Below are 12,001 nucleotides of genomic sequence, written 5' to 3'. Positions count from 1 at the left end.
CCTGACCACCAGCACCTCCGCGCCGCCCGGACGAACCGATTGGCACGTGCCCGCGATGCTCGCCCTGGCCATCGGCGGATTCGGGATCGGGACCACCGAATTCGTCACCATGGGTTTGCTGCCGGACATCGCGTCGGCGATGCGGGTCTCCGAGCCGACCGCGGGGCACGCGGTATCGGCCTACGCGCTCGGTGTGGTGATCGGCGCGCCACTGATCGCGGCGCTGTGCGCGCGGATGCCGCGCAAGCGCCTGCTCGTCGCGCTCATGGTGGCGTTCACCCTGGGAAATGTGGCGACCGTCCTGGCGCCCTCGTTCGAGACGCTGGTTCTCGCGCGATTCGTCTCAGGTTTGCCGCACGGTGCCTACTTCGGTGTCGCCTCGTTGGCCGCCGCCACTCTCGCCCCGGTAGGGCAGCGGGCAAAGGCGGTTGCCGCGGTTATGCTGGGATTGAGCGCCGCCAATGTTGTCGGCGTTCCCGCCGCTACTTGGCTCGGCCAGCATCTCGGCTGGCGCGATGCGTTCGTGGTCGTCGCGCTCATCGGAGTGACCACCGTGGCGGCGCTGCTGCGCTTCGTGCCGGAACTCACCGGCATCACGGTGACCAACCCGATGACCGAACTCGGCGCGCTGCGTCGCCCGCAGGTACTGCTGACGCTGCTGGTCGGCGCCGTCGGGTTCGGCGGCATGTTCGCCGTCTACACCTACATCGCGACAACACTCATCGACGTGGCGGGTCTGCGGGCCGGCGCGGTTCCCTTGGTGTTGATGCTGTTCGGCGTGGGCATGGTGATCGGGAACATCGTCGGCGGCGTGTTCGCCGATCGCGGCGTGGACCGCGCCATCCTGGTGTCGATGGTCGCGATGACCATCATCCTCGGTGGCTTCGTCGCCGCCGCGCACAACCCGTACACCGCGGCCTTCGGCGCGTTGCTGGTCGGCGCGTCCGGAGCTGCCTTGGCGCCGGCACTGCAAACCCGTCTGATGGACTTCGCGGCCGACGCCCAGACCCTCGCCGCCGCCCTCAACCACGCCGCCTTGAACATCGCCAACGCCGCGGGCGCCTGGCTCGGCGGCCTGGTCATCGCCGCGGGCCTCGGTTACACGGCTCCGGCCGTGGCCGGGGCGGCCCTCGCGGCGATCGGCGTCGCGTTGTTCACAGTGACCGCTTGGACCGCGCGGAGATCACGCCCGCAGCGAGCGACGCGGTAGCGATGTCGAAGCGGGCCCCGAGGTTGTCGGCGGCTTGTCGGGATTGGGACTCGCCGGGTCGGGCGCGGACTATCCGGCGGGGCGGCCGGCCAGGGCGCGGCCCGCGATGTCGTGCAGGTGCGCCGAGGCGCGTCGCCACCGGCGGCGGGCGCGCTCGTCATCCGGGTCGATGAAATTCGAGATCAGGATTCCGCGCAGCGCGTCCATGGCCGTGTAGATGAAGTCGCGCGCTTCCTTGCGGCGCACGTCGTCCGGCACGAAGCGGGCGACCGCAAGCAAGACGGCGTTGTTGACGAACGGCTCGACCTTCTCCATCGCCGCGGCCAGCACCGGGTCGGTCCGCCCCGCCACCCACAGTTCGACGGTCGCGATGAACAGCGGACCCTGGTGCAGGTCCCACAGGAACTCCAGCGCCGCGGCCACCGGATCGTCGCCGGTTTCGACCCGCGACATCTCCCGCATGGCGGTCTCGGCGCGCAGTTGCGCCAGGTGGCTGATCGCGGCCACCACCAGATCGGTCTTCGAGCCGAAGTGATGGACCTGCGCCCCACGGGTCACCCCGGCGCGCTCGGCCACCCGCGGCGTCGTGGTGCCCGAGTAGCCGTACTCGACCAGACAGTCCACCGTCGCGTCCAGCAGCCGGGTGCGCATCTCGGTGCTGCGCTGTTCCTGCGTCCGGCGCTGCTGCTTCACGACTACGCTCCTGGCCACCGCCCGATCCTACACTTACATACAGTGCTGTATGTTCCGCCGTTTCGGCGGGGAAATGGGCGATATCGAGGCTGCCGGGCGGACGGCATCCGACTGCGGCCGAGCGCGCCTTCGGAGGCGGTGCTGATGAAAACATGCATGTCTCACTGTATGTAGCAAGTGAAATGCAATCGGCTGGTTACTGGGGTCGTGGTCGCGCTTCCGCGCGGACCTCTTGCTCACTTACATACAACCTTGTATGTTTGTTTTCGCTCGTTCGGCCGCTCGCGGCGTACGCACAATCTGAGGAGTTCGATGACGAACAAGGTCTACGTCGTCGGTGTCGGCATGACGAAGTTCGAGAAGCCGGGCCGCCGCCTGGTCGAGGAAGCCGACGGCACTACTCGCGCCTGGGACTACCCGGACATGGCCAGGGAATCGGGCACCAAGGCGCTCGCGGACGCGGGCATCAGCTACGACCTGGTGGAACAGGCCTACGTCGGCTATGTGTACGGCGAATCCACCTCGGGCCAGCGCGCCGTCTACGAACTCGGCATGACCGGCATCCCGGTGGTCAACGTGAACAACAACTGCTCCACCGGTTCGACGGCGCTGTATCTCGCGGCCCAGGCGATCCGGGGCGGCCTGGCCGAATGCACGCTGGCGCTGGGCTTCGAGAAGATGCAACCCGGTTCGCTGGGGTCCACCTGGGACGATCGCGAGCAGCCGATGGCCAAGCACATCATGGCGCTGGCCGAGATCTCCGAGGTGCTGTTCCCCGTGGCGCCGTGGATGTTCGGCGCGGCCGGGCGCGAGCACATGAAGCAGTACGGCACCACCGCCGAGCACTTCGCCAAGATCGGCCACAAGAACCACAAGCACTCGGTGAACAACCCGTATTCGCAGTTCCAGGACGAATACACCCTCGAAGACATCCTCGCCTCGCGGATGATCTACGACCCGCTGACCAAACTGCAGTGCTCGCCGACTTCCGACGGGTCCGGCGCGGTGATCCTCGCGAGCGAGGACTTCGTCGACGCCCACGATCTCGCCGGGCAAGCGGTGGAGATCGTCGGCCAGGCGATGACCACCGACTTCGCCTCGACTTTCGACGACACCGCCAAGAACCTGATCGGCTACGACATGAACGTGCATGCCGCGAGGAAGGTCTATCAGCAGTCCGGGCTGGGCCCGGAGGACTTCCAGGTCATCGAGCTGCACGACTGCTTCTCGGCCAACGAACTGCTGCTCTACGAGGCGCTCGGCCTGTGCGGCGAGGGCGAGGCGGGGCAGCTGATCGACGACGGCAAGACCACCTACGGAGGCAAATGGGTGGTCAACCCCTCCGGCGGGTTGATCTCCAAAGGGCATCCGCTCGGCGCGACCGGTCTCGCGCAGTGCTCCGAGTTGACCTGGCAGCTGCGCGGAGCGGCGGACAAGCGGCAGGTGGACGGCGTCACCGCCGCTCTGCAACACAACATCGGCCTCGGCGGCGCAGCCGTCGTCACCGCCTACCAGCGCGCCGACCGCTGAACGCCGACCAACTCGACGAGGAGTGCGACACATGGGACATATCGAAGCCACCAAGGACGTCAACGCCGCCCCCGAAGCCCTGTGGGCGGTCGTCTCCGACCCGCAGACCTGGGACAAGTGGTTCACCATCCACGAACGCTTCATGGAGGAGCCGCCCGCCGTGCTCAGCGCGGGCGCCAAGCTGGTCGCCAAGATCGTGATGCTCGGCATGGCGAACAAACTGGAATGGACCATCGTCGCGGTGGACGCGCCGAACAAGCTGACGCTCGGCGGCACCGGCATGGCCGGCGTGCGGACGGAGTTCACCTTCGACATCCGGCCCAACGGCGAGGGCAGCACCATCCTCGTGTCGGGTGACTTCGAGGGCGCGTTGATCAAGGGCGCGCTCGGCAAAGCGGTGGAGAAGGACGGCATCAAACAGCTCGACCGTTCGCTCGACCAACTCGACACGTTGGCCTCGGCGGCATGAGCGGTCAGGCCCGGAGGCGGCAGCGGAGCGTGACCACGCAGGGCCCCGCTCGTGCCGGAAAGGAAACAGCATGAGCGGTCAGGCCCGGAGGCGGCGGCGGAGCGTGACCACGCAGGGCCACGCTCGTGCCGGAAAGGATGCGGCATGAGCGCCGAAACGAGCGCCCGCACAGTCGAGTTCGACGACAGCGGCTTGGAGACGTGGTCCGACGAGGACCGGTTCGCGGTCACCGCCGAGCGGGTCGCGGAGTACGCCGCCGCGACCAACGATCCGATCGCCGCGCACCTGGCCGGTACGGTGGCCGGACCGGTCTTCGCCATCGTCCCGGTCTTCGAGGCCATGATGATGCCCGTCATCGACGTCGCGCCGATGGACATCTTCGGCCGGGTCGTGCACGGGGAGCAGGACTTCCACTTCCACCGCGCGATCCGCCCCGGCGACCGGCTGGTGTCGCGCGCCAAGGCGATCGGCTACGCCAGCCGCCCCAACGGAACGACCATCACCATTCGCATCGAATGCCGGACCGAGGCGGGAGAACCGGTCAACGACCAATACCTCACCGCTTTCTTCCGCAACATCGATGCGGGCAAGACGGTCGGCGCGGCCGCTCCGGCGCACAAGTTCGACGAACGGCTGCGCGAGCAGGACCCGGTCGCCGTCGTGGCGCAGCATGTGGACCACGACCAAACCTTCCGCTACGCACCGGCGTCCGGCGATCCCGTGCCGCTGCACCTGGACGAGCAGGTCGCCAAGGACGCCGGACTGCCCGGCATCATCGCGCACGGGCTGTGCACCATGGCGTTCGCGTCCTGGGCGGTGCTGACCGAAGTCGCGGAGTCGGATGTGCACCGGCTCAGGCGCTTCGCGGTGCGCTTCGCAAAGCTGGTCTTTCCCGGCGACGACCTGGAGACCCGCATCTGGAAGGCGGGCTCCGCCGACGGCGTCACCCGCTACGCCTTCGAGACCGTGCGCGGCGACGATGTCGTGCTCAGCGACGGACTGGCCGAGATCGCCGACTGACATCCATCGCGCGGCGGCACGGTGTCCGCCGCTCCCTTTCCCCTTCGCCGGATTCGGCACGACTACAGGAGATAGACAACACATGGGCGTACTGGCCGGGCGGGTCGCCGTCATCACCGGCGCGGGTCGCGGCATCGGCCGCGAGCACGCGTTGCTGTTCGCGAAGGAGGGCGCCGCCGTGGTCGTCAACGATCTCGGCGGCAGCAACGCGGGCGAGGGGACCGATGCCGGTCCCGCCCAGGAGGTGGTGCGCGAGATCGTCGCCGCGGGCGGGAAGGCGGTGGCCAACACCGACGACGTCGCCACCTGGGACGGTGCGCAGAAACTGGTCGAGCAAGCGGTCAGAGAGTTCGGCGGCCTGGACGTCGTCGTCAACAACGCGGGCATCCTGCGTGACGCGTTTATCGCGGGCATGGACGAGTCGCAATGGGACGCGGTGATCGCCGTGCACCTCAAAGGCCACGCCGCGGTGCTGCACCATGCCGCCGCATATTGGAAGCAGCAGTCCAAGGCGGGCAATCAGCCGAACGCGGCCGTGATCAACACGGCATCGGCGTCGGGCACCACCTTGCCCAACCCGGGACAGGCCAATTACGGCGCGGCCAAGGCCGGGATCGCCGCGCTGACCCTGGTGGCCGCCGACGAACTAGCGCGCTACGGCGTGCGGGTCAACGCCATCGCGCCGATCGCGCGCACCCGGCTCACCCTGGCCACACCCGGCATGGGCGAGATGCTGGCGGCCGAAGCGGAGGAGTCCGACGGCGGGTTCGACGCCTTCGCCCCGGCCAATATCGCGCCGCTGGTCGCCTACCTGGCCGCCGAAGACTGCCCGATCACCGGCAAGGTGTTCGCGGTGCAGGGCGGCGCGATCTCCGAGCTGGCCGGTTGGCACGATGTGAAGACCATCGAGACCGAGGGGCCCTGGCTGATCGACGACATCGCCGCCCGGCTGCCCTGACCTCGGGGAATGTGAGGAGAACGACGATGTTCGAATGGTCCGAGACCGATGTCATGATCCGCGATGCCGTCCGGGCGTTCATCGACAAGGAGATCCGCCCGAATCTGGACGCGCTCGACAGCGGTGCACTGCCGCCGTACCCCGTGATCCGGAAGTTGTTCCGCGAGTTCGGGATCGATGTGATGGGCGGCGAAGCCGTGCAGAAGATGCTGGCCAGGCAGGCGGCGCGGGAGAGCGCTCCCGCCGAAGCGGAACGGAAGCCGAAGTCATCCGGCTCGAGCCCGTTCGCCGGACAGGAATCGCTGATGGCGGTGCTCATCGGCGAGCTGTCCGGAGTGTGCATGGGCCTGGTCTCGGCGATGGGCGTGAGCATCGGTCTGGGCGCGACCACGATCATGTCGCGGGGCACGCTGGCGCAGAAGCAGCGCTGGCTGGAGGACATCGTCACCATGCGGAAGGTCGCCTCCTGGGCGATCACCGAACCGGACTCCGGTTCCGACGCGTTCGGCGGCATGAAGACCTACGTCAAGCGCGACGGCGAGGATTACCTGCTCAACGGCCAGAAGACGTTCATCACCAACGGCCCCTTCGCCGACGTGATGATCGTCTACGCGAAGCTCGACGACGGCGCGGGCGGCGACAAGCGCGACCGCAAGGTGCTCGCCTTCGTGCTGGACAAGGGCATGCCCGGCCTCACCCAGGGCAAGCCGTTCAAGAAGATGGGCCTGCACTCCTCCCCGACCGGCGAGCTGTTCTTCGACAACGTGCGCCTCGGCCGGGACCGCCTGCTCGGCGAAACCGAAGAACACAAGGGCGGCGACGGCAGGGACAGCGCCAGGTCCAGCTTCACCGCCGAGCGCGTCGGCGTGGCCTTCATGGCGCTGGGCATCATCAACGAGTGTCATCGGCTGTGCGTGGAGTACGCCAAGAACCGCAAGCTCTGGGGCCAGGAGATCGGACGGTTCCAGCTGGTCCAGCTGAAACTGGCGAAGATGGAGATCGCGCGGATCAACGTGCAGAACATGGTGTTCAACACGCTGGAGCGGGGACGGGCGGGCAAACCCCCGACCCTGGCCGAGGCCTCCGCGATGAAGCTGTACGCCTCCGAGGCCGCCACCGAGGTGGCCATGGAAGCGGTGCAGCTGTTCGGCGGCAACGGCTACATGACCGAGTACCGCGTGGAGCAACTCGCCCGCGACGCCAAGTCACTGATGATCTACGCGGGCAGCAACGAGATCCAGGTGACCCACATCGCGAAAGGGTTGCTCGCGCAGTAGTTTCCGAATCGGCTGGCTCGCCGTACGCACTGCGCGGTGAGCTACGGCCGCGCGCAACCAAATCGGCCCGACCACCGGTCGTGGGCGGGGAGACCGAGCCCAGCCGGTTGACGATCCGGCTCGTGCCCGGTTTGTCCACCGCATCAGTGGCCAGCTGGCCATAGAGCGGTCATCATCACCCACCGTCGCCGCGTTCGGGCGTGTCGGAACGGGCACTCGGGAGGCCGCGTGCACTTGGTCCTGAACTCGAAAGCCGACGTGCTCAGCGCACCATAACTACGTCTTTCGAGCGAAGCGAGACCGAGCCTGTTCCGTTCGCGAGCCATAAGAGGGCCGCGAACACCCAGCGCCGCAGGCGCTGGAAAGATCAACACAGCACACGCCGCGACGAAGTCGCGGCCGAACTACACAGCGCGTAGCCGGGTGCGGCTGGCGTAGACGTGTTCGGCGATGAGGGTGGCGATGCGGTCGGGCGCTTCCAGCATCGGCACATGGCCGACGCCGTTGACCAGGATGCGGTCGGCGGATTCGGGCAGTTCCTTCAGGTAGCGCCGCGCGTAGACGCGGTTGGGGATGACCCGGTCGTACTCCGACAGCAGCAGCCGGACCGGCGTCCGCAGGGTGGACAGGTCGTCCTGTGCCGGCGCCCGCATCGCGCCGAGAATCATCGGCACCATCGCCGGGCAATGCAGCGCGGCGGCGAGCGCGGCCGCGGCGTCGCGCCGGGACACTACGGAGGCCTGCTTGCTCAACGCGAGCAATGCGACCCGCTGGGCGAGTGGGTTGCCGATCACGAATCCGCCCATGCGCTTGCCGATCTCGACGAGCGGTATCAGGGAGAGGAATTTCAGGTTGACCCGCCATTGGGTCAACGAGGGCGCGTGCCAGCCGCCCGCGGGCGCGATCAGCGTCAGGGTGCGGGCGCGTCCGCGGCGGGCGAGTTCGACGCCGACCAGTCCGCCGAGCGAGTTGCCCGCGATATGGCAAGTCCGCCAACCCAGTTCATCGAGCTGCTCGCAGATCCGGTCGGCCAGCGAACCCACGTCCACCGACGGGCCTCCGGTGGGCGCGCCGCCCCAGTGGCCCGCGAACGCGGGCGCGAACACCTCGCAGTGCGTCGACAGCCGCGCCGCCGTCTGCTCCCAGCAGTGCGGCGACATCATGAATCCGTGCAGCAACAGCAAGGGATCGCCGGATCCCACGTGCAATGCCTTGATCGGCTGGGGCTGTTTCGCCCGGGTGGATCCGCGCGCGGGGGCGGAGGAGGACTGGGAGGTGTCGGACGACATCGTCATCACCCCTTCCTGGACGGCAGTGTCCAAGGGACTTCATCTGACCAGCATTGTACGGTCGTGGTGTGCCGTATATCTCGACAGTGAACGTGAACGGTGTCCGCGCGGCCGCGGGCAAGGGGCTGCTCGCCTGGCTCGCGGCCACCGAGGCGGACATCGTCTGCGTGCAGGAGACTCGCGCCACCGACGACCAGGTCCGGGCCGCGCTGGCGCCCGCGCTGGACGCGGGATGGCAGCTGTCGCACGCCGAACCGGAGTCCAAGGGCCGTGCCGGTGTCGGCATCCTGTCCCGGCGGGCGCCCAGCGCCGTGCGAGTCGGCTTCGGCAGCAGTGAGTTCGCGGCGGCGGGCCGCTATCTCGAGGCCGATTTCGACGATGTCACCGTGGCCAGCGTCTACGTGCACTCCGGTGACGCGGGCACGGTGCGTCAAGACGAGAAGTATCGCTTCATGGCCGAACTCGGCGCCTACCTCGCCGCGCGAACCGGTGATTTCGTGGTCGCCGGGGACTGGAACATCGCCCACACCGAGCGCGACCTGAAGAACTGGAAGGGCAACCTGAAGTCGGCCGGGTTCCTGCCGCAGGAGCGGGCGTGGATCGATGAGCTGCTGGCCGCGGGGTACGTCGACGTGGTGCGGCAGTTGCACCCGGCGGGCGACGGTCCCTACAGCTGGTGGTCCTACCGGGGCCGCGCGTTCGACAACGACAGCGGCTGGCGCATCGACTACCACCTCGCCCGAGGAGAGCTGGCCACCCGAGCCAAGGACGCCGTGGTCGAGCGCGCCGCTACCTATGATCAACGCTGGTCGGACCACGCGCCCGTCACGGTGCAGTACCGATGAACCGGGCGCGACTGATCAAGCGCGGTGTCGGCCTGCTGGTCGCGGTGGCCCTGGTGGTGCTCGCCGCGGTGCTCGCGCTGTACGACGGTGGCGCTACCACCACATCTACCCCGGCGAGTCGCGCGACTACCGCCGCGACGAGCGTGGCCACCCCGGCCGCCGCCGCGCCGCGCGGTGCGGACAGCGCGTCGCCGGTCACTCAGGCGTCCGGTATCCCGGAGCGCGCGTACGCCACGCTGAGGGAGATCGACGCGGGCCAGTGGCCGGACTCGGCGAACGCACCCGGCACCAAAGGGGGCGAGCGATGGATGAATCGGGGTGGGGACCTGCCCGCGACCGACGGCTCCGGTAAGCCGATCATCTATCAGGAATGGGACGTCAATCCCAAGCAGTCCGGCCGATCCCGCGACGCCGAACGCATCGTCACCGGTAGCGACGGTTCGGCCTGGTACACCGGCGATCACTACAAGACCTTCACGAGGATGCGCTGATGACAAAGACCGTCACGCTGTCGCAGTTCCTTGCCCGCTCCGACGCCGACGACGCGCCGCCCGGCGCCGCACTCACCCCGCCGCGTGTCACGTTCGGCACGCTCGCGGTGGACGCCGCCGACTTCAGCGGGGTGCGGGACAAAGCGCCTTCGGGCTACCTGGTGCGTGAACTGCGCGGCGCGAAGATGACCACCACCGCGCGCCTGTTCGACGAGTTCGCCGCCGCGTTCCAGTTTCCGTACTACTTCGGGGAGAACAAGGACGCGTTCGACGAGTGCCTGCGTGATCTGGACGATTTCCTCGGCGAAGGGGCCGGATACGTTGCCGTGGTGCGCGACTCGGCCGGATTGCTCGCCGACGAGCCCGTCGAGCGTGACTGGTTCGCCGAGGCCATGCGCGATTGCGCGGCTTACTGGTCGCGGCGGGACGTGCTCTTCCGGGTCGTCCTGCAAGGCGAAGCGCCCGATCTGGAGGACGTGTCCCTGCGGCTGTGACCAGGGCTGTTACCGCAGTTTGCCGGCCATGTCCTCGCCGAGCAGGACGAACACGTCGACTGTCTGCTCGATCAATTCGTCGCGCGTGAGATCCAGGTCGCCTTGGAGCCAGGCGGTCAGCGTCTGCACCAGCCCCCCGACCAGGTAGAGGGCCCGGAACTCGACCACCGCGGCCGGGCCGGAATCCGGAATCCGGTAGAAGTCCGTGCCCTCGGTGGCCACCATCCGCGCGAACGTTCGCACCGTCTCGGTGGTGCGGGCGCGCAGTTCCGGCGTCGCCATGCCCGCGATCAGGGCGGCTTTCGCCTTGCGTGGGTCATCGGTGAGCAGGTGCACGCCCGCGGTGATCGCGGCGTGCGCGGTCGCGCGCGTGTCCGCCGCGGCGGTGCGCACGGCCGTGAGGATGGCCGCCGCCAGTTCCGCGGCGATCCCGTCGATCAGGGCGGTGAGCACGGCGTCGCGGCTGTCGAAGTTCTCGTAGTAGTACCGCTCGTTGAGACCCGCCCGCGCGCACAACCCCGACACGGTCAGTTTCGCCAGCCCCTCCGTGCCGATGATCTCCAGCGCGGCCTCCAGCAACGCCGCACGCCGCTGCGCCCGGCGCTCCTCGGCGGAGATGCCCCCGTAAGTCCGCTGCGCCGTCACCCTTCGATTCTTACAGGTCCGCTTAACACCGTGGTTGTCGCCCGATCGACCCGCGCGCAACATTCTGGCATGGAGTATTGCCAGAAAGGTAGGTTCTGGTGGATGCTATTGCCAGATGTGCTCGATGAGGAGGCGGCGATGTCCGAGCCCGGCTATTTCAGTGACCACTCGATGGTCCGGCGGGTGATGAGCAAGCGGGCGGTGGGACTGACCTACGGCTTGCGCGCGCTGGTGATCGGGGCGGTGCACCCGCTGCTCTTTGTCGGCACGGCGGAGAACACCGAGCACCGCATGACCCCCTACACCCGGCTCGCGCTGACCGGCCGCCTGTTCGAGGCGGTGTTCCTCGGTAGCAGAGCCGAGGCCGACCGCGCGCTGGCGTTCACCAGGAAACGGCACGTCAAGGTGCGTGGGACGCTGCCGGAGGACGCCGGTGACCAGCACCCGGCGGGGACGGGATACTCCGCGCTCGACCCGCACCTCATGTTCATGACCATGGCCTTCACGTTCGACTCGGCCGAGGTGATGTACGACCTGCTGGTGCGCACCATGACCGACGGTGAGCGCGAAGGGCTCTACCAGGACTACGTGCGCTGGGGCGAGCTGTTCGGCATGCCCGCGGACGCGGCGCCCGCCAGTTATCCGGAGTTCCGTGCCTTCTTCGACGGCTACCTCGCCTCCGGCGAACTGTTCCTCACCGAAGAGGCGCGGCTGGTCGGCTCCTACCTGGCCGGACAGCGCGTCCCCTACTCGCAGGGTGTGCCGTTGCAGCAGGTCACCTCCGCGTTCTACCTGCTGGTGCAGGGCAGCCTGCCGACACGCATCCGCCGGATGTACGGGATGCGCTGGGGTGTGGCGGAGGAGGTCGCCTACCAGGGACTGTCCCGAGCGGTCCGCACCGCGCACGTGTCGGTTCCGCTGGTGCCCCCGGTGCTGCGTGGCACGCTCGCCGGGCCGAGCGCGCCGGTCTACAAGATGCTGTCCGAGCGGGAACACGAACTGGTCAGCGGCGGACGGCCGAGCATGCCCGGGGTGGACCCGCGCAACTGGGTGCAGCGAAATTCGGCTTGAGCCGCATGC

Annotated in this window: 13 protein-coding genes; 10 read left to right on the top strand and 3 right to left on the bottom strand. The window is 68.3% G+C overall.

The window, feature by feature from the left end:
- Positions 1-55 precede the first annotated feature (55 nt).
- Positions 56-1,210, top strand: coding sequence for an MFS transporter (locus tag AB0L97_RS33890; protein WP_364437859.1), 1,155 nt, complete (start codon positions 56-58; stop codon positions 1,208-1,210).
- Positions 1,211-1,279: 69 nt separating this feature from the next.
- Here AB0L97_RS33890 and AB0L97_RS33885 read toward each other — a convergent pair whose 3' ends face one another.
- Positions 1,280-1,861: a TetR/AcrR family transcriptional regulator gene (locus AB0L97_RS33885; protein ID WP_364437856.1), complete on the bottom strand. Its 582-nt coding sequence runs from the start codon at positions 1,859-1,861 to the stop codon at positions 1,280-1,282.
- Positions 1,862-2,215: 354 nt separating this feature from the next.
- Here AB0L97_RS33885 and AB0L97_RS33880 point away from each other — a divergent pair, with 354 nt between their 5' ends.
- The 5 genes from AB0L97_RS33880 (at position 2,216) to AB0L97_RS33860 (ending at position 7,157) form a co-directional block, all read left to right on the top strand.
- On the top strand, positions 2,216-3,433 hold the full coding sequence (locus AB0L97_RS33880; RefSeq protein ID WP_364437804.1) for a lipid-transfer protein: 1,218 nt from the start codon (positions 2,216-2,218) through the stop codon (positions 3,431-3,433).
- 31 nt (positions 3,434-3,464) lie between these two features.
- On the top strand, positions 3,465-3,902 hold the full coding sequence (locus tag AB0L97_RS33875; RefSeq protein ID WP_356964688.1) for an SRPBCC family protein: 438 nt from the start codon (positions 3,465-3,467) through the stop codon (positions 3,900-3,902).
- Between the two features lie 144 nt (positions 3,903-4,046).
- Positions 4,047-4,922: a MaoC/PaaZ C-terminal domain-containing protein gene (locus tag AB0L97_RS33870; protein WP_364437800.1), complete on the top strand. Its 876-nt coding sequence runs from the start codon at positions 4,047-4,049 to the stop codon at positions 4,920-4,922.
- Between the two features lie 82 nt (positions 4,923-5,004).
- On the top strand, positions 5,005-5,880 hold the full coding sequence (locus AB0L97_RS33865) for an SDR family oxidoreductase (RefSeq protein WP_356964686.1): 876 nt from the start codon (positions 5,005-5,007) through the stop codon (positions 5,878-5,880).
- 26 nt (positions 5,881-5,906) lie between these two features.
- A complete protein-coding gene (locus tag AB0L97_RS33860) occupies positions 5,907-7,157 on the top strand; it encodes an acyl-CoA dehydrogenase family protein (RefSeq protein ID WP_356964685.1) in 1,251 nt (416 codons plus the stop codon).
- 404 nt (positions 7,158-7,561) lie between these two features.
- Here AB0L97_RS33860 and AB0L97_RS33855 read toward each other — a convergent pair whose 3' ends face one another.
- Positions 7,562-8,452: an alpha/beta hydrolase gene (locus AB0L97_RS33855; RefSeq protein ID WP_364437795.1), complete on the bottom strand. Its 891-nt coding sequence runs from the start codon at positions 8,450-8,452 to the stop codon at positions 7,562-7,564.
- A 62-nt stretch (positions 8,453-8,514) separates the two neighbouring features.
- Between AB0L97_RS33855 and AB0L97_RS33850 the strand changes: the two genes are divergently transcribed.
- The 3 genes from AB0L97_RS33850 to AB0L97_RS33840 are packed head-to-tail and all read left to right on the top strand — an operon-like array spanning position 8,515 to position 10,276.
- On the top strand, positions 8,515-9,291 hold the full coding sequence (locus AB0L97_RS33850) for an exodeoxyribonuclease III (protein ID WP_364437792.1): 777 nt from the start codon (positions 8,515-8,517) through the stop codon (positions 9,289-9,291).
- Positions 9,288-9,782: a ribonuclease domain-containing protein gene (locus AB0L97_RS33845; RefSeq protein ID WP_364437789.1), complete on the top strand. Its 495-nt coding sequence runs from the start codon at positions 9,288-9,290 to the stop codon at positions 9,780-9,782. Before AB0L97_RS33850 ends, AB0L97_RS33845 begins: the two co-directional genes overlap by 4 nt.
- Positions 9,782-10,276 (top strand): barstar family protein, encoded by a 495-nt coding sequence (locus AB0L97_RS33840; protein WP_355079045.1) that lies wholly within the window; start codon positions 9,782-9,784, stop codon positions 10,274-10,276. Before AB0L97_RS33845 ends, AB0L97_RS33840 begins: the two co-directional genes overlap by 1 nt.
- Before the next feature lie 9 nt (positions 10,277-10,285).
- On the opposite strand, the gene AB0L97_RS33835 is transcribed toward AB0L97_RS33840, so the two are convergent.
- Positions 10,286-10,921 carry a TetR/AcrR family transcriptional regulator gene (locus tag AB0L97_RS33835; RefSeq protein ID WP_364437785.1) on the bottom strand — a complete coding sequence of 212 codons (636 nt, stop codon included), beginning with the start codon at positions 10,919-10,921 and terminating at the stop codon, positions 10,286-10,288.
- Between the two features lie 102 nt (positions 10,922-11,023).
- On the opposite strand from AB0L97_RS33835, the gene AB0L97_RS33830 reads away from it, so the two are divergent.
- Entirely contained in the window at positions 11,024-11,992 is a 969-nt protein-coding gene (locus AB0L97_RS33830; RefSeq protein WP_364437782.1) for an oxygenase MpaB family protein, read from the top strand.
- The last annotated feature ends 9 nt before the right edge of the window (positions 11,993-12,001 follow it).

The sequence above is a fragment of the Nocardia sp. NPDC051911 genome (assembly GCF_040681035.1).
Classification (GTDB): Bacteria; Actinomycetota; Actinomycetes; order Mycobacteriales; family Mycobacteriaceae; genus Nocardia; species Nocardia sichangensis.
The sequence above is the reverse complement of the archived record's forward strand: the minus strand, read 5'-3'. Positions and strand labels throughout refer to the sequence as shown.